This is a genomic window from Lawsonibacter celer, from assembly GCF_014281125.1.
GTDB classification, from domain to species: Bacteria; Bacillota; Clostridia; order Oscillospirales; family Oscillospiraceae; genus Lawsonibacter_B; species Lawsonibacter_B celer.
On record NZ_JACOEA010000001.1, the window covers coordinates 949,131 to 971,436 of the forward strand.

Annotated in this window: 25 protein-coding genes and 2 riboswitches; of the genes, 23 read left to right on the forward strand and 2 right to left on the reverse strand. The window is 66.0% G+C overall.

Annotated elements, in window-relative coordinates:
* Positions 1-45: 45 nt before the first annotated feature.
* The 14 genes from H9Q75_RS04610 to H9Q75_RS04675 all read left to right on the forward strand — a co-directional run bounded on the left by H9Q75_RS04610 (position 46) and on the right by H9Q75_RS04675 (position 11,905).
* Positions 46-1,146, forward strand: coding sequence for a CobW family GTP-binding protein (locus H9Q75_RS04610; protein WP_186564942.1), 1,101 nt, complete (start codon positions 46-48; stop codon positions 1,144-1,146).
* Between the two features lie 27 nt (positions 1,147-1,173).
* Complete coding sequence (locus tag H9Q75_RS04615; protein WP_186564943.1) at positions 1,174-2,103, forward strand: TIGR03943 family putative permease subunit; 930 nt, start codon at positions 1,174-1,176, stop codon at positions 2,101-2,103.
* A gap of 219 nt (positions 2,104-2,322) precedes the next feature.
* Positions 2,323-2,550, forward strand: a complete 228-nt coding sequence (gene acpP, locus H9Q75_RS04620) for an acyl carrier protein (protein WP_186564944.1) — start codon at positions 2,323-2,325, stop codon at positions 2,548-2,550.
* A gap of 9 nt (positions 2,551-2,559) precedes the next feature.
* Positions 2,560-2,988 carry an acetyl-CoA carboxylase biotin carboxyl carrier protein gene (locus H9Q75_RS04625; protein WP_207720740.1) on the forward strand — a complete coding sequence of 143 codons (429 nt, stop codon included), beginning with the start codon at positions 2,560-2,562 and terminating at the stop codon, positions 2,986-2,988.
* Positions 2,989-2,991: 3 nt separating this feature from the next.
* On the forward strand, positions 2,992-4,359 hold the full coding sequence (accC, locus tag H9Q75_RS04630; RefSeq protein WP_186564946.1) for an acetyl-CoA carboxylase biotin carboxylase subunit: 1,368 nt from the start codon (positions 2,992-2,994) through the stop codon (positions 4,357-4,359).
* 53 nt (positions 4,360-4,412) lie between these two features.
* Positions 4,413-5,300, forward strand: coding sequence for an acetyl-CoA carboxylase, carboxyltransferase subunit beta (accD, locus tag H9Q75_RS04635; protein ID WP_186564947.1), 888 nt, complete (start codon positions 4,413-4,415; stop codon positions 5,298-5,300).
* Positions 5,272-6,081 carry an acetyl-CoA carboxylase carboxyltransferase subunit alpha gene (locus H9Q75_RS04640; RefSeq protein ID WP_186564948.1) on the forward strand — a complete coding sequence of 270 codons (810 nt, stop codon included), beginning with the start codon at positions 5,272-5,274 and terminating at the stop codon, positions 6,079-6,081. The genes accD and H9Q75_RS04640 overlap by 29 nt, the downstream gene beginning before the upstream one ends.
* Positions 6,078-7,010, forward strand: a complete 933-nt coding sequence (locus H9Q75_RS04645) for a beta-ketoacyl-ACP synthase III (protein ID WP_186564949.1) — start codon at positions 6,078-6,080, stop codon at positions 7,008-7,010. The genes H9Q75_RS04640 and H9Q75_RS04645 overlap by 4 nt, the downstream gene beginning before the upstream one ends.
* 13 nt (positions 7,011-7,023) lie before the next feature.
* Positions 7,024-7,962, forward strand: coding sequence for a nitronate monooxygenase (locus H9Q75_RS04650; RefSeq protein WP_186564950.1), 939 nt, complete (start codon positions 7,024-7,026; stop codon positions 7,960-7,962).
* Positions 7,959-8,894 (forward strand): ACP S-malonyltransferase, encoded by a 936-nt coding sequence (fabD, locus tag H9Q75_RS04655; protein ID WP_186564951.1) that lies wholly within the window; start codon positions 7,959-7,961, stop codon positions 8,892-8,894. The genes H9Q75_RS04650 and fabD overlap by 4 nt, the downstream gene beginning before the upstream one ends.
* The gene (gene fabG / locus H9Q75_RS04660) at positions 8,891-9,634 is read left to right on the forward strand and encodes a 3-oxoacyl-[acyl-carrier-protein] reductase (protein WP_186564952.1); all 744 of its coding nucleotides are present in this window, start codon (positions 8,891-8,893) and stop codon (positions 9,632-9,634) included. Before fabD ends, fabG begins: the two co-directional genes overlap by 4 nt.
* A gap of 77 nt (positions 9,635-9,711) precedes the next feature.
* Positions 9,712-10,953, forward strand: coding sequence for a beta-ketoacyl-ACP synthase II (gene fabF, locus H9Q75_RS04665; RefSeq protein WP_186564953.1), 1,242 nt, complete (start codon positions 9,712-9,714; stop codon positions 10,951-10,953).
* Positions 10,954-10,955: 2 nt separating this feature from the next.
* Positions 10,956-11,384 carry a 3-hydroxyacyl-ACP dehydratase FabZ gene (fabZ, locus tag H9Q75_RS04670; protein ID WP_186564954.1) on the forward strand — a complete coding sequence of 143 codons (429 nt, stop codon included), beginning with the start codon at positions 10,956-10,958 and terminating at the stop codon, positions 11,382-11,384.
* Between the two features lie 59 nt (positions 11,385-11,443).
* Positions 11,444-11,905, forward strand: a complete 462-nt coding sequence (locus H9Q75_RS04675) for a MarR family winged helix-turn-helix transcriptional regulator (RefSeq protein ID WP_186564955.1) — start codon at positions 11,444-11,446, stop codon at positions 11,903-11,905.
* A gap of 39 nt (positions 11,906-11,944) precedes the next feature.
* Here the strand turns inward: H9Q75_RS04675 and H9Q75_RS04680 are convergent, their stop codons facing one another.
* Both H9Q75_RS04680 and gluQRS read right to left on the reverse strand, forming a co-directional pair.
* A complete protein-coding gene (locus H9Q75_RS04680; RefSeq protein ID WP_186564956.1) occupies positions 11,945-14,896 on the reverse strand; it encodes a UvrD-helicase domain-containing protein in 2,952 nt (983 codons plus the stop codon).
* A gap of 16 nt (positions 14,897-14,912) precedes the next feature.
* Positions 14,913-15,863: a tRNA glutamyl-Q(34) synthetase GluQRS gene (gluQRS, locus tag H9Q75_RS04685; RefSeq protein ID WP_186564957.1), complete on the reverse strand. Its 951-nt coding sequence runs from the start codon at positions 15,861-15,863 to the stop codon at positions 14,913-14,915.
* Between the two features lie 96 nt (positions 15,864-15,959).
* Positions 15,960-16,076: riboswitch (molybdenum cofactor riboswitch) on the forward strand.
* Here gluQRS and mprA point away from each other — a divergent pair.
* The 9 genes from mprA (at position 16,061) to modA (ending at position 22,268) form a co-directional block, all read left to right on the forward strand.
* A complete protein-coding gene (gene mprA / locus H9Q75_RS12955) occupies positions 16,061-16,153 on the forward strand; it encodes an MprA protease, GlyGly-CTERM protein-sorting domain-containing form (RefSeq protein WP_186565037.1) in 93 nt (30 codons plus the stop codon). (Overlaps the previous riboswitch by 16 nt.)
* Entirely contained in the window at positions 16,150-17,175 is a 1,026-nt protein-coding gene (locus H9Q75_RS04695) for a molybdopterin-binding protein (protein WP_186564958.1), read from the forward strand. The genes mprA and H9Q75_RS04695 overlap by 4 nt, the downstream gene beginning before the upstream one ends.
* Before the next feature lie 4 nt (positions 17,176-17,179).
* Positions 17,180-18,385, forward strand: a complete 1,206-nt coding sequence (locus tag H9Q75_RS04700; RefSeq protein WP_207720741.1) for a molybdopterin molybdotransferase MoeA — start codon at positions 17,180-17,182, stop codon at positions 18,383-18,385.
* Positions 18,386-18,404: 19 nt separating this feature from the next.
* Positions 18,405-18,884: a cyclic pyranopterin monophosphate synthase MoaC gene (moaC, locus tag H9Q75_RS04705; RefSeq protein ID WP_186564959.1), complete on the forward strand. Its 480-nt coding sequence runs from the start codon at positions 18,405-18,407 to the stop codon at positions 18,882-18,884.
* Positions 18,877-19,377, forward strand: coding sequence for a molybdopterin-guanine dinucleotide biosynthesis protein B (gene mobB / locus H9Q75_RS04710; protein WP_186564960.1), 501 nt, complete (start codon positions 18,877-18,879; stop codon positions 19,375-19,377). Before moaC ends, mobB begins: the two co-directional genes overlap by 8 nt.
* Positions 19,378-19,381: 4 nt before the next feature.
* Complete coding sequence (moaA, locus tag H9Q75_RS04715) at positions 19,382-20,356, forward strand: GTP 3',8-cyclase MoaA (RefSeq protein ID WP_186564961.1); 975 nt, start codon at positions 19,382-19,384, stop codon at positions 20,354-20,356.
* A gap of 4 nt (positions 20,357-20,360) precedes the next feature.
* Complete coding sequence (locus H9Q75_RS04720; protein WP_186564962.1) at positions 20,361-20,801, forward strand: MOSC domain-containing protein; 441 nt, start codon at positions 20,361-20,363, stop codon at positions 20,799-20,801.
* Entirely contained in the window at positions 20,798-21,283 is a 486-nt protein-coding gene (locus H9Q75_RS04725; RefSeq protein WP_186564963.1) for a MogA/MoaB family molybdenum cofactor biosynthesis protein, read from the forward strand. Before H9Q75_RS04720 ends, H9Q75_RS04725 begins: the two co-directional genes overlap by 4 nt.
* Position 21,284: 1 nt before the next feature.
* Positions 21,285-21,400, forward strand: a riboswitch (molybdenum cofactor riboswitch).
* On the forward strand, positions 21,393-22,268 hold the full coding sequence (gene modA / locus H9Q75_RS04730) for a molybdate ABC transporter substrate-binding protein (protein ID WP_186564964.1): 876 nt from the start codon (positions 21,393-21,395) through the stop codon (positions 22,266-22,268). It overlaps the preceding riboswitch by 8 nt.
* Positions 22,269-22,306: the final 38 nt, after the last annotated feature.

The following is a 22,306-nucleotide window of genomic DNA, read 5'->3' on the forward strand; positions in this document are numbered from 1 at the left end:
CATTAATTCTATTCAAAATCTGAAACAGCAAAGGACTTGATGGCTATGACAAAAATCGACATTATCTCCGGCTTCCTGGGTGCAGGCAAGACTACGCTGATTAAAAAGCTCCTGGCCGAGGCCTTTCAGGGGGAAAAGCTGGTGCTCATCGAGAATGAATTCGGCGAGATCAGCATTGATAGCGGCTTTTTGAAGGAGTCCGGCGTGCAGATCTCCGAGATGTCCTCCGGATGCATCTGCTGCTCTCTGGTGGGCGACTTCGGCAAGGCCCTGAAGGAGGTGCAGGAGCAGTTCCACCCGGACCGCATCCTGATCGAGCCCTCCGGCGTGGGCAAGCTCAGCGACGTGGTGGTGGCCGTGGAAAACACGGTGGCCGGCCTTCCGGACATGGCCCTCAACAGTGCGGTCACCGTGGCCGACGCCAGCAAGGTAAAGATCTATATGAAAAACTTCGGCGAGTTTTACAACAATCAGATCGAAAGCGCCGGGGCCATCCTGCTCTCCCGCACCCAGAAGGTGAGCCAGGAGAAGCTGGAGGCCGCCGTGGCCATGCTGCGGGAAAAGAATCCCGACGCGGCCATTCTCACCACCCCCTGGGATCAGCTGGACGGCCAGGCCATCCTCTCCGCCATGGAGCAGGTCTCCCTGGCGGACGAGCTGCTGGCCAAAATGCGCGCTGAGCATGAAGCCGAGGAGGCCGAGCACGACCACCATCACCACCATGACCATGACGAACACGAGCACGAGCATGAGCACCACCATCACCATGATCACGAAGAGCATGAACATCATCATGATCATGACCATGACCATCACCACGACCACGGCCCCGACTGCACCTGCGGCTGCCACGACCACCATCACCATCATGCCGACGAGGTCTTTTCCAGCTGGGGGAAGGAGACCCCCAAGACCTTTTCTCAGCCGGAGCTTGCGCACATTCTCGCCGAGCTGGACAGCGGCGAATACGGCAAAATCCTGCGGGCCAAGGGTATCGTGGCCAGCGACACAGGCGCGTGGCTGGAGTTCGATTATGTGCCTGAGGAGCACGAAGTCCGGGCCGGCCGGCCGGACTACACCGGCCGCCTGTGCGTCATCGGCGCCGAGCTGAAGGAGGAGAAGCTCTCCCAGCTCTTCGGCCTGTAACGGGCTCTCCGGAAAGGAACGATCACTATGGATATTCCCGTTTATCTCATCGCCGGCTTTCTGGATTCCGGCAAAACCGCCTTTATCAACGGTATTCTGGAGGACGGCTTTGCCCGGGAGGACCGCACCCTTCTGATCTGCTGTGAGGAGGGCGAGGAGGAGTATAATCCCCGGGCCATGGACAACGTCACTGTGGTCACGGTGGAGGAACAGGCGGATTTGAAATGCTCCTTTCTGAAGGAGTGTGAGAAGAAATACCGCCCCAAGCAGGTGCTCATTGAGTACAACGGCATGTGGCCTCTCCAGCCCCTCTTCAGCGACATTCTCCCCGCCAACTGGATCCTCTACCAGATCATGACCGTGGTGGAGGCCCCCACGTTTGAGCTGTACACCAAGAACATGGGGCAGCTGATGATGGAGAAAATCCTCAACTGTGACATGCTCGTCTTTAACCGCTGCACACCCGAGCTGAAGGACTCCCTGCGCAAGCGGAATCTGCGCATGGTCAACCGCCGGGCCAACATCTATCTGGAGAGCGAGGACGGTTCGGACGAGGACTACCTCACCGGAGACGAGTGCCCCTTCGACCTGGAACAGCCCGTGGTGGACATCCCGGACGACGACTACGGCGTGTGGTATGTGGACGTCATGGACCATCCGGAGCGGTACGCGGGCAAGACCGTCCACATGAAGCTGGTCATGTGCCACTCCCGGAACTACCCGGGCATCGACTGCCCCGGGCGCTTCGCCATGGTGTGCTGCGAGAATGACGTGACCTTCCTGGGGCTCATCGCCAAGGGGGATGGGCTGGACCGGTACAAGGACCACGACTGGATCGAGGTCACCGCCCAGATGGCGGTGGAACACCAAGCCGCCTACCACGGGGAGGGACCGGTGATGCACATCCAGTCCATCGCTCCCTGCGCCAAAGCCGTCCAGGAGGTCGTCTCCTTCTGAGCGCCGTATTTTTCCTCTGCCCACATCAGCGCCGGACCTTATGGTCCGGCGCTTTTTCATTGGCCGAAGCGGATTTGTGATTTTTCACAAAGCTGTTTTTCCCCCTTGACAATCTTCCAAAACCTGCTACAATACGTTTAAATTATTTTAGTTAAATATTTTTAATTAAAATAATTGAATCCATAGTCTGCACATTACCACCGAAAGGAGAACATAACCATGTTTGAAAAAGTACGCGATATTATTGCCGAAACCCTGAGCTGCGACCTGGAGCAGGTCACCATGGAGGCCAGCCTGGCCGACGATCTGGAGGCGGATTCTCTGGACGCGGTGGAGCTGAATATGGCGCTGGAGGAGGCCATCGGCGCCTGTATTCCTGACGAGGAGCTCAAGAACATCAAGACCGTGGGCGACATTGTCCGCTATCTGGAGCAGCATCAGGAGTAAGCCGTGGATATGCAGCAGATTCTTGCCCTCCTGGATCGCTTTTCGGCCTCTCCCCTCACTGCGCTGGAGGTGGAGCTGGAGGGCGCGCGGGTCAGGCTGGAGAAAGGAAGGCAGGCTGTCCCCGCCCCTGTATGCCCGCCTGTCCCGGACGCTCCGGCGGCCCAGCCCGCCCCTGCCCCGGCGCCAGCCCAAGAGGCGGGGCGTTACATCACCGCCCCGCTGGTAGGCACTTTCTACGCGTCCCCCGCCCCGGGAGAGGCCCCCTTCGCCCCCGTGGGTGCGGCGGTAAAAAAGGGGCAGACCGTATGTGTGCTGGAGGCCATGAAAATGATGAGCGAGGTACCCGCGCCCTTCGACTGCGTCATCGAGGAAGTGCTGGTACAGGACGGAGATCTGGCGGGCTTTGACGCCCCCATCTTCCGCGTCCGGGAGCGGTAGGCCATGTTTCACCGTATTTTCATCGCCAACCGAGGGGAGATCGCGGTGCGCATCATCCGCGCCTGCCGGGAGCTGGAGATCGAGACAGTGGCGGTCTATTCCACCGCCGACGCCCACGCCCTCCATGTGCAGCTGGCCACCCAGTCGGTGTGCATCGGTCCCGCCAGAGCGGCGGAGAGCTACCTGAACCTGTCCGCCCTGCTCACCGCTGCGCTGGAGACCGGTTGCGACGCCGTCCACCCTGGCTACGGCTTTTTATCTGAGAATCCAGAGTTTGCCGAGCTTTGTGAAAAATGCGATCTGCGCTTCATCGGCCCCTCCGGGGCGGTCATCCGGCAGATGGGCAACAAGGCTGCCGCCCGTGCGCTGATGCGGCGGCACGGCGTGCCGGTGGTGCCGGGGTCGGACGGCCCGGTCCCGGATGCCCAGACCGCCGCGGCAATTGCCGCGGAAATCGGTTACCCTGTTCTGATCAAGGCCTCCGCCGGAGGGGGCGGGCGCGGCATGCGCCGGGCATATGCCCCGGAGGAGCTGCCCACCCTCTTTGCCGCCGCCCAGGCCGAGGCGGCGGCCTGCTTCGGCAACGGGGAGCTCTACGTGGAAAAGCTCATTGTGAACCCGCGGCACATTGAATTCCAGATCCTAGCCGACCGCCAGGGCCATGTGATCCACCTGGGAGAGCGGGACTGCTCCGTCCAGCGGAAGAATCAGAAACTGATTGAGGAGTCCCCCTCCCGGGCGCTGGACGCCGGCCTGCGGGCGCGCATGGGCGAAGCCGCCGTGGCCGCCGCCCGGGCCGCCGGATACCAGAGCGCCGGGACGGTGGAGTTTGTGCTGGATCAGGATGGGAGCTTCTATTTCATTGAGATGAACACTCGCATCCAGGTGGAGCACCCGGTCACCGAGATGGTCACCGGGGTGGACCTGCTGCGGGAACAGATCCGCATTGCCGCCGGCCTGCCCCTGGGTCTCACCCAGGAGCAGGTATGTCAGAGTGGCTGCGCCATGGAGTGCCGCATCAACGCGGAGGACCCCCGCGCCGGCTTCCGCCCCGCGCCGGGACGGACGGAATTTCTCCACCTCCCCGGCGGACCCGGGGTGCGGGTGGACACCGCCCTCTTCCCCGGCTATGAGCTGCCCCCCTACTACGACTCCCTGGCCGCCAAGCTCATCGTCCACGCCCCCACCCGGCTGGAGTGCATCCGCCGGATGCGCCGGGCGCTGGAGGAGCTGATTATCCAGGGCTACCCCACCACAGCGGATCTGGCCCACCTGATTCTCTACCACCCGGATTTTGTAAAGGGCCGGTACGACACCGGCTTTCTGGAGCAGCATCTGGACGAGCTGCTGGCCTGGGACTGTAAGGCCTGAGAACGGCCTTACGCGCGGGGGCGCAGGCCTCTACAAACAAAAAGGAGCGTTCCATGGAACAAGAAAACTTTTCCCAGCGCCGGGCGCGGCTGATTGAGCTCCAGCGTCGGCGGGGCGGAAAGGAGCGGGATGTGCCCAAACGCAGGCCCGCCAAGGCGGTGTTCGGCAAGTGCCCCCAGTGCGGCGCGGTCACGCCCAAGAGCACCCTGGTCCGCGCCCTCTATGTGTGCCCCTCCTGCGGCTATCACCACCCCATCGGTGCTTATCTGCGTCTGTCCATGCTGCTGGACTCCCACAGCTTCCGTGAGCTGGACGAAAAGCTGGTGGCCCCAAACGTCCTGGACTTTCCCGGCTATGACGACAAGCGCAAAGCCGCCCGGCGCTCCACCGGCCTCAACGAGGCGGTGGTCACCGCCCGGGGCAAAATCGACAGCCGGACTGTGATCTGCGCCGTGCTGGACAGTCAATTCATGATGGGCAGCATGGGGGTGGCCGTGGGGGAAAAGATTACTCGGGCGGCGGAATACGCCGTCCGGACCGGATACCCCCTCATCCTCTTCTCCGCCAGCGGCGGCGCCCGGATGCAGGAGGGCATTCTGTCCCTGATGCAGATGGCCAAGACCAGCGCCGCCCTGGCCCGGCTCTCCCAGGCGGGAGGGCTGTATATCTCGGTGTTCACCCATCCCACCACCGGCGGCGTCACGGCCTCCTTCGCATCCCTGGGGGACTACACCCTGGCCGAGCCGGGGGCCCTCATCGGCTTTGCCGGGCCCCGGGTCATTGAGCAGACCATCGGCCAGAAGCTGCCCGACGGCTTCCAGCGCGCGGAATTTCTTCTGGAGCACGGCTTTGTGGACCAGATTGTCCCCCGCGCCAGGCTGCGGGAGACAATCTCCCGGCTGCTGCGCCTACATGAAAAAGGGGGCGTCCGCCGTGGCTGAATATACCGCCGCCCAGCGGGTGGCCCTGGCCCGCCACGCCGGACGCCCCGGCACGGCGGACTACATCTGCGCCCTGTTCACCGACTTCTTTGAATGCCGGGGCGACCGGCAGTGCAAGGAGGACGAGAGCATTCTGGGCGGCGTGGCCCTCTACCACGGCCGTCCGGTAACCGTGGTGGGCCACCGCAAGGGCAAAAATCTGACGGAAAACCTCAAATGCAACTTTGGAATGCCCGGGCCCGAAGGCTACCGGAAGGCCCAACGTCTCTTCCGGCAGGCAGAAAAGTTTGACCGTCCGGTCATTACCTTTATTGACACCCCTGGTGCCTATCCCGGCCTAGAGGCCGAGGCCAGGGGCCAGGGGGAGGCCATCGCCTCCTGTCTGGCCCTGCTCTCCGGCCTGAACGTGCCCGTGGTGGCGGTGGTCACCGGCGAGGGCGGCTCGGGCGGGGCCCTCGCCCTGGCGGTGGCCAACCGGGTGATCCTTCTGGAGAACGCGGTGTACTCCGTGCTCTCCCCGGAGGGCTTCGCCTCCATTCTGTGGAAGGACTCCTCCCGCAGCGCTGAGGCCGCCGAGGTCATGAAGCTCACCGCCCCGGATCTGCTCCGGCTGGGGGTGGCGGACGCCGTCGTCCCGGAGCCGGAAGGCGGCGCCCACCTGGACCCGGAGGCCGTCTTTTCCGCAGTGGACCGGGAGATCGCCCGGCAGCTGGCCCGGGTGGAGCGGGAGGGCCGCTTTGCCCAAAACCGATATGAAAAATTCAGGAGGATCGGGCTTTGAAAGGGCTTCGTATCATTTCCACCGGCAGGGCCTTGCCCTCCAAATGCATGACCAATGACGACATGAGCCGCCTGGTGGACACCAGCGACGAGTGGATTTCCACCCGCACTGGCATCCGCCAGCGGTATTTCTGTGAAGCGGAGGGCAACGCCGACCTGGCCGCCGCCGCGGCCGGGCTGGCGCTGAAGCGCTCCGGGATCGCTCCGGGGCAGCTGTGCGCCTGCATTGTGGCCACGGTGACGCCGGACTATGCCACGCCCTCCATGGGCTGCATGGTGCAGCGCAGGCTGGGCCTGCCGGAGGACTTGCCCTGCTTTGATATCAGCGTGGGGTGCACCGGCTTTGTCTACGGGCTTCAGATCGCCCGGGGGCTGCTGCTCCAGGACCGGCGGCCCTACGCCCTGGTGGTGGGCTCCGAGGCTCTCAGCCATGTGCTGGACTTTGCGGACCGGAGCACCTGCGTCCTATTCGGGGACGGGGCGGGCGCGGCGGTGGTGACCCTGGACGAGACCCCTTACGCCTGTGTGCTGGGAAGCCGGGGCGACCCGGCGGCCCTCTCCGTGGCCGGTCCCGGGCTGCCCCGGGCCATCCACATGGACGGTCCGGCAGTCTTTCGCTTCGCCGTGGAGGCCCTCCCCCGGTGCGCCCGCACCCTTCTGGACCAGGCCGGGTTGACCCTGGAGGACATCCGCTGGTTTGTCCCCCACCAGGCCAATGCCCGTATCATTTCCTCCGCCGCCAGGCGGCTGGGGGTTCCTCCGGAGCGGTTCTATCAGAATATGGAGCGCTACGGCAACACCTCCGCCGCCAGCATCCCCATCGCCCTGGACGAGATGAGCCAGCAGGGGCTGCTCCAGCGGGGAGACAGGATCCTCTGTATAGGCTTCGGCGCGGGCCTGACCTGGGGCGGCGCGCTTTTGGAGTGGTAAGGAGAGACGAATCATGAAACTCAATCAGATCCTGGGGACCGAGTTCCCCTTTCTTCAGGGCGGCATGGCCAACATCGCCACCGGTGAATTTGCCGCAGCCGTATCCAACGCCGGGGCCATGGGCCTTATCGGCGCGGGCGGCATGGACGTGGATACCCTCCGGGAGAACATCCGTAAGTGCCGCGCCCTCACAGACAAACCCTTCGGTGTGAACATCATGCTCATGCACCCCCAGGTAAAGGGGTTGGCCCAGGTGGCCGCGGAGGAGCATGTGGGCTTTATCACCACCGGCGCGGGCAACCCCGCCCCCTTCCTTCCTATGTGGAAGGAATCCGGGGCAAAGGTGTTCCCCGTGGTAGCGGCAGTGGCCCTGGCCAAGCTGGTGGCCAAGGCCGGAGCGGACGGCGTGATCGCCGAGGGCACCGAGTCGGGCGGCCACGTTGGCGAGCTGACCACCATGGCACTGGTCCCCCAGGTGAGGGACGCGGTAGATATCCCCGTGGTGGCCGCAGGCGGCATCGCCAGCGGGGAACAGATGCTGGCCGCTTTCGCCCTGGGGGCCTGCGGCGCGCAGCTGGGCACCTGCCTGCTGGTCAGTCAGGAGTGCCCCATCCACGAAAATTACAAGCAGGCTGTGCTTAAGGCCAGGGACAGTTCCACCATTGTCACCGGCCGCATCGGCGGCACGCCGGTGCGCATCCTGAAGAACCCCATGGCCCGGGAATATGTGGCCAGAGAAAAGGCCGGGGCGGATAAGCTGGAGCTGGAGGAATTCACCTTGGGCAGCCTGCGCCGGGCCGTCTTTGACGGCGATGTCAAGACCGGCAGCCTCATGGCCGGCCAGGTGGCGGGCCAGCTCACCGAAATCCGCCCCCTGCGGGCTATTTTTGAGGACCTGTACGCCGGGTACCAGGCCCGGCTGGCGGCCCTGAACCAGGAGGAACAGGCATGAAACTAGGCTTTCTCTACGCGGGCCAGGGCAGCCAGCATGTGGGCATGGGCCGCGATTTGTACGATCAGCACCCCCTTTTCCGTGATATTTTCGACAGCGCCCCGGTGGACTTTGACCTGAAGGGTCTGTGCTTTGACGGCCCGGAGGAGCAGCTGGGTCAGACCCAGTACACCCAGCCGTGCATGGTGGCCTTCGCCGCCGGGGTGACCGCCCTGCTCTACGAGCAGGGCATCCGTCCGGACTACGCTGCGGGCCTGAGCCTGGGCGAGTATTCCGCCCTCCACGCCGCCGGGGTGCTGGATGCCAAAACCGCCATCGAACTGGTGGCCTTCCGGGGCCGCGCCATGGCGGAGGCGGTGAAGGACCGCCCCTGTTCCATGGCGGCGGTGCTCAAGCTGGACCGGGAACCCCTGCAGGCGGCCTGCGACGGGGCCTCCCATCTGGGTGTGGTGGAGATCGCCAACTACAACTGCCCCGGGCAGCTGGTCATCGGCGGGGACGCCGCCGCCGTGGATAAGGCCTGCGAGCTGGCTAAAGCGGCGGGGGCCAAGCGCTGCATGCCCCTGAAGGTGTCCGGGCCCTTCCACACCAGCCTGATGGCCCCGGCGGGGGACGCCCTGCGGGCACGCTTCCAGTCGGTGGAGTTCCGGCCTATGGCCTTCCCGGTGGTCTTTAACTGCACCGGCAACGTGCTTCAGGCGGGGCAGAGCATCCCCGCCCTGTTGGAGCGCCAGGTGCAGAGCAGCGTCTATCTGGAGGACTCCATCCGCCGCATGGCGGAGCTGGGCGTAGAGGCCTTTGTGGAGATTGGGCCGGGCAAGGCCCTGTCCGGCTTTGTAAAAAAGACGGTGCCCGGCATCCCCGTGTATCCGGTGGAGACGGCGGAGGATCTGGAGGCCGTCATTGCGGCGCTGAAAGGAGAAGCGGTATGAGCTTGAACGGAAAAACCGCCCTGGTCACCGGCGGCGGCCGGGGCATCGGCCGGGCCATCTGCCTGGAGCTGGCCCGTCAGGGCGCCAGGGTGGCGGTCAACTATTCCGGCAGCCAGGCGGCCGCGGAGCAGACCGTGGAGGAGTGCCGCGCCCTGGGCGTGGAGGCCTTCGCCATCCAGGCCGACGTGGCCGACGGGAATTCCGTGACCGCCATGGTGAAGGCGGTCATCGCCCGCCTGGGGCGGCTGGACATTCTGGTGTGCAACGCGGGCATCACCCGGGACAACCTGATGCCCCTGCTGAAGGAGGACGACTTCGACGCGGTGGTGGACACCAACCTGAAGGGCGCATTCTTGTGCATGAAGGCGGCCTACCGGCCCATGATGAAGCAGAAATACGGCCGCATCGTGGCGGTGAGCAGCATCGTCGGCCTGCGGGGCAACGCCGGCCAGACCAACTACGCCGCCAGCAAGGCCGGGCTTATCGGCCTGAGCAAGTCTCTGGCCAAGGAGCTGGCGGGCCGGAACGTCACCGTCAATGTGGTGGCCCCCGGCTTTATCGACACGAACATGACCGCCGCCCTGCCGGAGAGCGCCCAGCAGGCCATTCTCGCCACCATCCCCATGGGCCGCATGGGCGCGACGGAGGATGTGGCGAAGGCGGTGGCGTTCTTTGCCAGCGACGCGGCCGGCTATGTAACCGGACAGGTGCTCTGCGTGGACGGAGGCATGGCGGTTTGAGTGCCGCTCTGCCCCTGCCCCGAAGGGCGGAACCCTTCCAATCTCACAAAGCGATTCCAGGAAAGGAAGCGACAAATATGGAAAAAAGACGGGTCGTCATCACCGGCCTGGGGGCCATCACTCCCCTGGGGCTGAACGCGGCGGACAGCTGGGCTGCGGCCAAGGCCGGGAAATGCGGCATTGACACTATCACCCTGTACGACCACAGCGCCCAGAAGGTCCATCTGGCCGCGGAGGCCCACGGTTTTGCCCCCGAGGACTTTATGGAAAAGAAGGAAGCCCGCAAGATGGACCGCTTTACCCAGTTTGCCCTAGCCGCCGCCAATGAGGCCGTGGCCAACAGCGGCCTGGACATAGCCTCGGAGGATGCGGGCCGCTGCGGCGTGCTGGTGTCCAGCGGCATCGGCGGCCTGGGCACCCTGGAGCGCGAGATCGCAAAGGGGGCCGAGAAGGGATATGACCGGATCTCCCCCTTCTACATTCCCATGTCCATCACGAATCTGGCCGCCGGGCACATTGCCATCCGGCACGGGCTGAAGGGCATGTGCTCCTGTGTGGTGGCTGCCTGCGCCGGCGGCTCCAACGCGGTGGGGGACGCCTTCCGCCACATCCGGGACGGCTACGCCGAGGTGATGCTCTGCGGCGGCGCGGAGGCCGCCATTACCCCCTCCGGCATCGGCGGGTTCACCTCCATGCACGCCCTGACCACCTGTGACGAGCCGACGCGGGCCTCCATCCCCTTTGATCAGGAGCGCTCCGGCTTTGTCATGGGCGAGGGCGCGGCCATCCTGATATTGGAGGAGCTGGAGCACGCCCAAAAGCGCGGAGCCCGCATCATAGCCGAGGTGGTGGGCTATGGCACCACCTGCGACGCCTACCACATCACCGCCCCCACCCCTGACGGCTCCGGAGCCGCCTCCTGCATGGCTCAGGCCCTGGAGGACGCGGGCGTGGCGCCGGAGGCGGTGGGCTACATCAACGCCCACGGCACCTCCACCCCCCTCAACGACTCCGGCGAGACGGCGGCGATCAAGACCGCCTTCGGCTCTCACGCCTGCCGGTTGCTGGTCAGCTCTACCAAGTCCATGACCGGCCATCTGCTGGGGGCCAGCGGCGCGGTGGAGGCCATGTTCACCGCCCTGGCCCTGCGGGATTCCTTTGCGCCGCCCACCATCCACTACCAGATCCCCGACCCGTTCTGTGATCTGGACATCGTGCCCAATGAGGGCCGCAGCGCGGCGCTCAACTACGCCATGTCCAACTCCCTAGGTTTCGGCGGGCACAACGTCAGCCTGCTCTTCAAACGCTGGGAGGACTGAGCATGGAACTAAATATCCATCAGATTATGGAGATTCTCCCCCACCGCGCCCCCTTTCTGCTGGTGGACAAAATTACTGACTATGAACCCGGGGTGTGGGCGAAAGGGATCAAGTGCGTCACCATGGATGAGCCCTTTTTTACCGGCCATTTTCCCGCCCATCCGATCATGCCCGGGGTGCTCATTCTAGAGGCCCTAGCCCAGACCGGGGCGGTGGCCGCCCTGTCTCTGCCGGAGAACCGGGGCAAGCTGGCCTTTTTCGGTGGGATCAAGAACTGCCGCTTTAAGCGTCAAGTGGTACCCGGCGATGTGCTGGAGCTCTCCTGTGAGCTGACCGCCCAGCGGGGGCCGGTGGGCTTTGGGAAGGCGGTGGCCAGGGTGGCCGGCAAGGTGGCCTGTCAGGCCGAGCTCACCTTCGCCATTGGGGAATAGCCTTGCCCTCCTCTGGAAAATCTGGTATCATAGTTGCATTGGAAGAGGAGGCGGCGCGTATGCTGGAGGAAATCTTTGAGCGGGTCTACACCAAATTCAAGCTGCATTTCTATCGTGCGGTGTTCAGCCGCTTCCAGAAGCGTGAGGCCAGCCTGACCACGGTGGAGACCTTTTGTATGGAGATCATTATGGCTCTGGGCAGCCCCACCATCAACGAGTTCTCCAGCTTTGTGCAGATCTCGCCCCCCAACGCCGCCTATAAGGTGAACAGCCTGATCCAGAAGGGCTATATCCGCAAAGTGCAGTCTCCCGTGGACAAGCGGGAGTATCACCTGGAGGTCACCCAAAAGTATATTGACTACTACAACATCAGCTACCGCTACCTGGGCACGGTCATGGACCGCATTAAGGAGCGCTTTTCCCCCGAAGAGGTGGCTAAGCTGACGGAAATGCTGCGCGTGATCTCCACCGAGCTGATGCCGGAGATCTCCCTGCCCCAGGACAAGCTGCCAACAGGATGAAAACGCGGCGTCCACCAACGTGGACGCCGCGTTTTTGGGCTAAAACAGGCTCAACTGCTCCGCCCGGGCGGAGGCCGGGACACTGCCCGTCTCGCTCTGCGCCAGCCATCCCTCCGGGATAGCCGACAGGAAGGGGGAAGGGGCGCCGGAATAAGTCAGAATCAGTTCGTCCCGGGCCCGGGTCATGCCCACATACAAAAGCCGCCGTTCCTCCGCCGGGTCGGTCTCCACGCCCATCCGCTCCAGAGGCACCAGCCCTTTCGCAGCCCCGGCCAGGAATACCACCGGCCACTCCAGGCCCTTAGCGGCATGGAGGGTGGAGAGGGTGACCGCGCCCGCGTCGTACCCCGCCCCGGCCCGGCGGAGCAGATCGGCCTCCCGGCCCAGGGTGAGGTTTTCCAGAAAGTCCGGCATGTCGGAGAAAAAGACCGCCATATTGATCAGCCGCTCCAGGGCCGGGCTGGGGACGCGGTGGGCACACCACTCCTCCAGCAGGTCTTTGGGCGCGCCGGTCCGCTCCGGATGGGACCGGAAGTAGTTTACCGCCTCCCGCACGGTCCCGTCGGCCAGGAAGTCCCCCCGGCCCGCCACGACGCAGGGAATCCCGTCGTGCCCCAGGCAAAACTCCAACCGCTCCAGCTGGCGGCGGGTACGGCAGAGCACCGCGATCTCCCCAAAGCTGCGCGCCCCCCGACCGGCGCCCGTCTCCTGGGCCTCCAGCATCCCCACGCCGCCCACCAGGCGGCCGATCTCCTTGGCAATAAAGATGGCCTCGGCCCGCTCGTCTCCGCCGCGCACCAGGCGCACCGCCGCCCCGGAGGGTCTCCGGGCCTCCAGCCTCCGAGGCGCGCCTCCGTTCTCCCCAATAACCGGAAGGGCGCAGGCAAGAATCTCCGGGGAGGAGCGATAGTTTTCCGTGAGCGCGATCTCCCGCAGGCCGGACAGGTCGGCCCTCAGGCGGGCAAAACAGGAGGAGTCTGCGCCCCGGAAACCGTAAATGGCCTGATCCGGGTCACCGATCACAAAGAGGCTCTCCCCTCCCTGCCGCCAGGCCTGTACCAGCCGGTACTGAATGGGGCTGCAGTCCTGAAATTCGTCTACCAGCAGATGGGTGAAGCGGGCGCGCTTCTTCGTCCCGGCCTCCCCGCTCTCCCAGCGCTCCAGGGTCTCCAGCAGCAGGTCGTCGAAGTCCAGCCATCCCGCCTCCCGCCGCAGGCGCTCATAGCAGGCAAAGGCCGCGTCCTCTTCTCCGCCGCCGTTCTTCCAGGCGGAAATCTCCCGCAGAAGCCGGCCGGGGCTACCCTTCCGCCCCAGCTCCTTCAGAGCGGCGGCGGCCAGGTCCCGCTGCTCCCAGGGATCAGCCAGCCGCCCCCCGTCCCCCGCGCCCAGCAGCTCCAGGCAGATGGTATGGAAGGTGCCGATGTGTATCCCCCGGGCCGTACGCCTGCCCAGGCGGGCCCCCAGCCGTTCCCGCAGCTCCCCGGCCGCCCGGTTGGTAAAGGTGACCGCCGTGATCTGCCCCGGCTTCGCCCCCTGCTCCAGCAGATGGGCAATGCGGGACACCAGCGTGTAGGTCTTGCCCGTCCCCGGCCCGGCAATGACCGCCAGATCCGGTTCCACCGCCTCTGTCGCCGCCCGCTGGGCCTCATTGGGTCCGGAGGCGGCCTGCGCCTTGTCCCCGGCCCCGCTGGGAGCCACCGCCCGGACTTTCCCCGCCGGTGTGGTCTTTTTCCGGGCGGGCTTCTCCACGCCGAACAGGCTCACCTGGCCCACATAGGCCTCCCGCTCGGCGGGAGAGAGCAGCTCCACCGCCCCATAGGCCCCGTCGTAGCCCGGCGTCCGGGCCACCTCCCCCGCTCGCAGGCGGCGGATGCCCTCGGCCACACAGGGCCCGGCCACATGGCGGACATCCTCCAGTGGGGCCTGGCGGAGGATATAGAACTCCGGCCCCAGCTCCCGGAGCATCAGCTCACATCGCGCCTCCACCTGCCTGCCCGCTGCCGCGCCCCCGGCTGAGGCCGCGATCACCTCCGGCAGAGGGGCCAGGCTCTCAAAGGGCTTGGCCCCCTGGGGGCGGAACCCCTCGGGCCGGTCGGCAAGCTGCTCCACCCGGTGGAGCACGCCAGGGGTCAGGCGGCGGCCGCACACGGGGCATTTGCCGTCCACAGCCTCCGCCTCCACCGGTGAGAGGCACACCCCGCAGTTCCGGTGGCCGTCAAAGTGGTACTTGCCCTCCTCGGGGAAAAACTCGATGGTACCCGCGAAGCCCGCTCCGGTCCGGATAGCCCGGGCCAGCTCCGGGTAGGAGCGCCCGGTATCCAACAGATTGGCCTCCCGCCCCAGCTTGGAGGGGGAGTGGGCGTCGGAGTTGGAAATGAGCGTGTATTTGTCCAGGGCGGAGCATCGCCAGAGCATGGGCGGGTCGGCGGAGAGACCAGTCTCCAGGGCGTGGATCTCCCCGGACAGATCCTCAAAGCACTCCTCCAGGGTGTCAAAGCCGGAAAAGGCCCCGAAGAGGGAGAAGTGGGGCGTCCAGATGTGGGCGGGGACAAAGACCGCGTCGGGACACGCCTCCAGGGTGATCTCCAGCAGATCCCGGCAGTCCAGCCCCAGGATGGGTCGGCCGTCAGAGCGGATGTTGCCGATGGCCTCCAGCCGCCGGGATAGGTTCTCCGCCCCCTCCAGATTGGGCAGCAGGATCAGGCTGTGAACCTTGCGCACCTTGTCGTTCTTTTTGTAGATCGTGCTGATCTCTCCGGAGACCACAAAGCGGGGCGCGTCCGCCCCGGCCCCCTTCAGGGTATACACTCCCTCCTCCTCCTCGACCAGCTTGTCCTGCAGCTCGGCCCGCCAGGCGGGGTGCGTGAAATCCCCGGTGCCCACCAAACCGATGCCCTTGCGCGCCGCCCAGGCGGCCAACTGCTCCGGCTCCAGGTCCTTGCTGGTGGCGCGGGAATATTTGGAGTGAATGTGCAGATCGGCGATATACATGTGCCCCTCCCCTTCCTCAGGCTTTTAACAGGGTCTCCGGCACGAAAACATCCTCTTTTCGCACCTTTTCCCAAGAAAACGCTTTGGCCAGTTCCCCCGCACCCACCGGCTCCGGATGGTCCACCAGGCCCGCCAGGGCGGCCAGCCACCCCAGCAGCGCCTCCGGAGAAAAGCGCGCCCGCAGGGCCCCCATGTCCAGGTCGTGCTCCCGTTTGGACAACCGCCTCCCGTCCGGGGCAAGCAGCAGTGGCACGTGGTAAAACTCCGGCGGCGTCAGGCCCAGCAGCTGGTAAAGATACAGCTGCCTGGGCGTGGAGAAGAGCAGATCCCGCCCGCGCACCACCTGGGTGATCCCCATAGCCCCGTCGTCCACCGTCACCGCCAGCTGATAGGCGTATACCCCGTCGGAGCGGCGGATGATAAAATCCCCACAGTCCCGGAGCAGGTTTTCCACATATGCCCCCTGCAGGCCGTCCGTAAAGGCGATTTCCCGGTCCGGGACCATCAGCCGCCAGGCCGGGCGGCGGGTGCGGGCGCGCTCCTCCCGTTGGGCCGGGGTCAGATCCCGGCATTTCCCGGCGTAGACCGCCTCCCCGTCCCCCCGGTGGGGGGCGGAGGCAGCCAGCCGCTCCGCCCGTGTGCAGTAGCAGGGGTAGACCAGCCCCCGGTGCTCCAGCGCGTCAAAGGCGGCTGCATAGATTTCGGTGCGCTTGCTCTGCCGATAGGGGCCTTGAGGGCCGCCCACGCCGTCCCCCTCATCCCAGTCCAGGCCCAGCCAGCGCAGGTCGTCCATCAGAGCGTCGGCGTACTCCCCCCGGCAGCGGTCCGGATCCAGGTCCTCGATACGCAGCACCAGCGTTCCCCCGGCCGCGCGCACGGACAGCCAGGCCAGCAGCGCGGAGAACAGATTGCCCAGGTGCATCCGCCCGCTGGGGCTGGGGGCGAAGCGTCCCCGCAGCATTTCCATGATTCTCCCCCCTTTTTTTCTATTTTATCATACCTTTTGCCCTTTTAAAAGCGGCCCGGCCATTGCAATTCCCTTCCAGGCATGGTATGCTTGGTTTAACAACAGATTGCTCCGAGCGGCGCCGTCTAAGGGCTTTGCCTATGACGCCCCGCCAGGGCCGGCCCGGAAACAGGCCGACCTTCCGTTTTGAAAAGGGGCTGCTTTCGCCATGGGGGTATTTTGCCCTTTTGTACAGCGGGAGCGCCGCGTTCGGGCGGCGCTCCTGTCTTTTTAGGAGGTCTTGTCCATGAAGCTCATCGACACCCGACAGGCGGTGGGGCACGTGCTCTGCCACGATCTGACCCAGATCATCCCCGGTGTCACCAAGGACGCCCGCTTCCGCAAAGGGCATGTGGTCGCCCCTGAGGACATCCCCGTGCTGCTCTCCATGGGCAAGGAACACCTCTACGTGTGGGAGCGCCTTCCCGGCATGCTCCACGAGGACGAGGCGGCGGAGCGCCTGCGGGCCCTCTGCCAGGGGGCGCACATGCACCCAACGGAGGTCAAAGAGGGGAAGATCGAGCTGATCGCCGACTGCGACGGGCTGTTCCGGGTGGATGTGGACCGGCTCAACGCGGTCAATGACGACGACCAGCTGATGATCGCCACCCGGCACACCAACACCGCGGTGCGGAAGGGGGACAAGCTGGCGGGCACCCGCATCATCCCCCTGGTCATCGAGGAAGCCCGGCTGGCCGCAGCGGAGGCCCAGGTGGGGCCGGAGCCCCTGCTCTCCCTGACCCCGTGGAAGCTCAAAACCTGCGGGCTCATCACCACAGGCGGCGAGGTGGCCGGCGGCCTGATCGAGGATGCCTTCACCCCGGTCATCATCCAAAAGCTGGCCGCCTACGGCATTGAGGTGGTGGAGCGCTGCCTGCCCGGGGACGACCGGGGGGCCATCACCACAGCCGCTCTGGACTACCGGGACAGGGGCCTGGATCTGATCCTTTGCACCGGCGGCATGAGCGTGGACCCGGACGACCGCACCCCCGGCGCCATCCGGGACACAGGGGCGGAGATCGTGAGTTACGGCGCGCCGGTGCTGCCGGGAGCCATGTTCCTGCTGGGCTATTTTGAAAACGGCACCCCCATTCTGGGCCTGCCCGGCTGCGTCATGTACGCCAAGGCCACCATCTTCGACCTGGCGCTCCCCCGCATTGCCGCCGGGGTGCGGATCAGCCGCGCCGATGTGAAGGGCATGGGCCACGGAGGGCTCTGCCTGGGCTGCGCGGAGTGCCATTACCCCATCTGCCCCTTCGGCAAAGGGGTGTGAGAGTATGGTGACCGGTATCCCGCTGGAGCAGGCAGTGGAACTGCTCCGTGAGGGCCGCTCCCCCCTGGGGATTCAGCGCCTGCCCTTGGGGGAGGCGCTGGGCCGCACCCTGGCGGAGGAACTGACCGCACCCATGGACCAGCCCCCCTTTGACCGCTCCCCCCTGGACGGCTATGCCATCCGCGCCGCCGATACCGCCGGGGCCTCCCGGGAGCACCCGGCCCGCCTGAGGGTGGCGGACACGGTATACGCCGGGGAGCCTGCCGCCCGCGCTCTGGGGCCAGGTGAGGCGGTACGGGTGACCACCGGAGCCATGCTGCCCCCGGGGTGCGACTGTGTGGTGCGGCAGGAGGACACGGACCGGGGTTGCCCGGTTGTCTCCGTCTTTGCATCCCTCTCTCCATTTCAGAATTATGTGAATCGCGGTGAGGATTTTGCCGCCGGGGCCGCCCTGCTCCCCGCCGGGATACGGCTGGACGGAGCGGCTGTGGGACTGCTGGCCAGCGCCGGCTTCTCCGCCGTCCCGGTGCGGCGGCGGCCCTCCGTTGCCCTGCTGTGCACCGGGGACGAGGTGGTGCCTCCCGGGACCCGGCCCCTGCCAGCCGGGAAGATCTACGACGCCAACGGCCTTCTGCTCTCCGCCCGCCTGGGGGAGCTGGGCTTCGGCCCGGCGACCGCAGAGCGCGTGGGGGATGACCCGGCCCGGGCGGCGGCCGCCATGGCCCGGCTGCTGGAAAACCACGACGTGCTCTTTACCACCGGCGGCGTGTCCGTGGGGGAACGAGACATCCTGCACCAGGCCCTGCCCCTGCTGGGGGCGGAGCGGGTGTTCTGGCGGGTGGCTCTCAAGCCCGGCTCTCCCGCTCTGTTTTCTAAATATTATGGTAAACCGATCCTCTCCCTGTCGGGCAACCCCTTTGCCGCAGCGGCCACCTTTGAGCTGCTGGGCCGCCCCCTGCTCTCCGCCCTGTCCGGGGAGCCTCACCTGCTCCCTCGCCGCCTGCGGGCCGTGCTGGACACTCCCTTCCCCAAGTCCGGCCCCCTCCGCCGCTTTGTACGGGGGCGGTATCAGGACGGCCGGGTTGCTCTGCCGGAGGGACATTCCTCCGGGCAGCTGGCCTCCCTGGTGGGCTGCAGCTGCCTGGTAGATGTCCCGGCGGACAGCGGTCCCCTGGCGGCGGGCCAAGCCGTGGACATTTTACTACTGTAAGCTTTAAGGAGGTCTCCCCATGGAAGGGAAGCTGAATCATTTTGACGCTGCGGGCAACGCTGTGATGGTGGACGTGACCGCCAAGGCCCCCACCCTGCGCACTGCGGTGGCCGAGGGGACCATCCGGGTCTCCCGCCCGGTGCTGGAGGCTATTGCATCGGGCGCCACGTCCAAGGGCGACGTGCTGGGGGTGGCCCGTGTGGCGGGCATTATGGCCGCCAAGCGCACCAGCGAGCTCATCCCCCTATGCCATCCCCTGATGCTGACCCACGTGTCCGTGGATTTCGAGCTTCTGGAAGAGGACTGCGCCGTCCGTGCCCGGTGCACGGTCAAGCTCTCGGGCAAGACCGGGGTGGAGATGGAGGCCCTCACCGGGGTGAGCGCCGCTCTGCTGACCGTCTACGACATGTGCAAGGCCCTGGACAAGACCATGGAACTCACCGGCATCCATCTGGTCCACAAGGAAGGCGGCAAGTCGGGGGTGTTCCACCGTGGCTGAAGGGCCTGTACTGGTGGCCGTCAGCGGGGTGAAGAACTCGGGCAAGACCACCCTCATCGAGGGGATGCTCCCCCATCTGGCCGCCGCAGGGCTAAAGGTGGCGGTCATCAAGCACGACGGGCACGCCTTTCTCCCTGACATCCCGGGCACGGACACCAGCCGCTTCCTGGCCGCCGGCGCCTGGGGAACCGCGATCTTCGACGGAGAGAAGTGCAAGGTGGTGAAGCGGGAGGCGGCGGACGAGACCATCCTGGCCGCCCAGTTCCCCGGCACCGACCTGATTCTGCTGGAGGGCTTCAAGCACTCCCCCTGGCCCAAGCTGGAGCTGGTGCGGGCGGGCAATTCCAGCCGGCCGGTCTGTAATCCGGCCACCCTGCTGGCCCTAGTCACCGACCTGCCCATCGGACTGCCCGGCGTGCCCCGCCTGCCCCTGGGGGACGCGGCTGGCGCGGCAGGCCTTCTTTTGGATTATGTCAACCTTTTAAGGAGGTGAGCCTATGCTGGACGGCTGCGGGCGGTCCATCGACTATCTGCGCATCTCGGTCACCGATCGGTGCAATCTGCGCTGCGCATACTGCATGCCGGAACAGGGCGTGAAGTGGGTAGACCACCATGAGATCCTCTCCTATGAGGAGATCCTGCGCCTGGTGGAGCTGGCCGCCTCCCTGGGGGTGCGGCGGGTGCGGCTCACCGGCGGGGAGCCCCTGGTGCGCCGGGGGCTGAGCGGCCTGGCCGCCGGCATCAAGGCGATCCCCGGCATCCAGTGGCTGGGCCTGACCACCAACGGGGTGCTGCTGGAGAAACAGCTCCCCGCCCTGCTGGAGGCGAGGCTGGACGGGGTGAATATTAGCTTGGACGCCCTGGACCGGGCGCGGTACGCCGCCATTACCCGGCGGGACGAGCTTCCCGCCGCCCTGGCGGGACTGGAGGCCGCCCTGGCCGCGCCTGGACTGACCGTCAAAGTCAACTGCGTCCCCACCGGGGACAACACAGACCAGTGGGTCCCCCTAGCCCGTCTGGCCCGGACATGGCGGGTGGACGTGCGCTTTATCGAGCTGATGCCCATCGGCCTGGGGGCCGGTCTGTCCGGCGCCGCCCAGGGGACGGTGCTCGCTGCCCTGGAGGGGGCCTTTGGCCCCGCCGCTCTGTGCCCCCCATCTCCCGGGGGCGGGCCGGGCCGGTATGTGCGCTTTGATGGCTTTACCGGCCGGGTGGGCTTCATCAGCGCCATGAGCCACCCCTTCTGCGCCGGGTGCAACCGGGTGCGCCTCACCGCCGGGGGCTTTTTCAAGACCTGCCTGCAATACGGCGACGGGGCCGACCTGCGCGCCCTGCTGCGCGCCGGGGCGGGCGATGACGCCATCCGCTCCGCCATGGCGGCCGCCATCCGGGCCAAACCGGCGGCCCACCACTTCGGGACCGGCCCCACCCCGTCAGACGAGGGGCGCAATATGAACCAGATCGGAGGCTGAAGCCATGGGAAAGGTAATCGCCGTCTGCGTCAGCCAGCAGAAGGGGACGCAGAAGCAGAACGTGGGTTCCGCCCGCTTTGTGGCGGACTGGGGCATTGAGGGAGACGCCCACGCGGGCAAATGGCACCGGCAGGTCTCCCTGCTCTCCCATGAGCAGGTGGAGGCCTTCCGGGCCCGGGGGGCCGCGGTGGACCACGGGGCCTTCGGGGAAAACCTGGTGGTGGAGGGCTTTGACTTCAAGGCTCTGCCCATCGGGACCCGCTTTCAATGCGGTGATGTGGTGCTGGAGCTGACTCAGATCGGCAAGCAGTGCCACGCCCACTGCGAGATCTACCAGGTCATGGGAGACTGCATCATGCCCCGGGAGGGCGTGTTCGCCCGAGTGCTCCGCGGGGGGACCATCTCCGTAGGGGACCAGCTGACCATTTTGGAGGAGCGCCTATGAGAGCCGCCATCATTACCCTGAGCACTTCAGGCTATGCCGGAGGCCGGGAGGACAAAAGCGGCCCGGCCATCCGGGAGCTAGCGGAGGCGGCAGGCTATGCCGTGGTCCACACCGCCCTGCTGCCCGACGGGGTGGAGCCCCTGGCCGGTGAGCTGCGCCGACTGTGCGACAACGATCTGGCCGACCTGATCCTAACCACCGGGGGCACCGGCTTCTCCCCCACCGACCTGACCCCGGAGGCCACCCGGGCGGTGGTGGAGCGCCCCACCCCCGGCATCGCCGAGGCCATGCGCTGGCACTCCCTGCAGATCACTCCCCGAGCCATGCTCAGCCGCGCGGAGGCGGGGATCCGGAAAAAAGCGCTGATCGTCAACCTGCCGGGCAGCCCCAAGGCGGTGCGCGAATGTCTGGAATACATTCTGCCTGTCCTGGACCACGGCCTGGAGCTCCTCAAAGGGACAGCGGGCAACTGCGCCCGTTAATTTAAATCCCATTCTTCGAGCCTGTCCGCCTACGGCATCCGCTACGGCGGCAGGCCAATGGGCCGCGCCGGAAACAGCGCGACCTCCCATTTGGAAAGGAGAAACACACATGAAAAAACTGGTATCTCTGACCCTGGCCCTCGCCTTAGTCCTGGGCCTCTCCGCCTGCGGAAGCGGCGGCGACTCCGGCACGGCCAGCACCCCCTCCCCCGTACCCGCTACCCAAAGCGCTCAACCCCAGGCCGATCCGGTGGAAGTGGTGGTCTTTGCCGCCGCCTCCTTAGAGGCCACCCTCACGCAGGTCGCCCAGCAGTACAAGACCGTGGCCCCCTGGGTGACCCTGACCTTCAATTTTGACTCCTCCGGCACCCTGCGCACCCAGATCAAGGAGGGTGCGGTGTGTGACCTCTTCCTCTCCGCCGGGCAGTCCCAGATGAATGAGCTGGACGCGGCGGACACCTCCGGCAAGAACGCCGACGGCACGGATCTGGTGTACCCGGACACCCGCATCAACCTGGTGGAAAACAAGGTGGTCCTGGCCGTTCCGGACGACAATCCCGCCGGTATTTCCTCCTTCTCCGATCTGGCCACGGACAAGCTCTCCCTCCTGTGCATCGGCAATGAGGACGTGCCGGTTGGCTCCTACTCCCTGCAGATTCTGGAGAGCCTCGGCATTGATATCGCCCAGCTGGAGGCAGACGGCAAGGTGACCTACGCCTCCAACGTCACCGAGGTGGCCAACCAGGTCAAGGAGGGCGCGGTGGACTGCGGCATTATTTACGCCACCGACGCCTTTACCTACGCGCTCACCGTGGTGGACCAGGCCACGGCCGACCTGTGCGGGCAAGTCATCTACCCCGCCGCTGTGATGAAGAGTGGCAGCGAGGGCGCCCAGGCAGCCGCTCAGGCCTTCCTGGAGTACCTGCACACCGACGCCGGCGCGGTTTCCGTGCTGGAGGGCGTGGGCTTCACCGTCATCCAGTGATCCACGGTCGGCGCGGAGGGGGCACGCCCCCTCCGCGC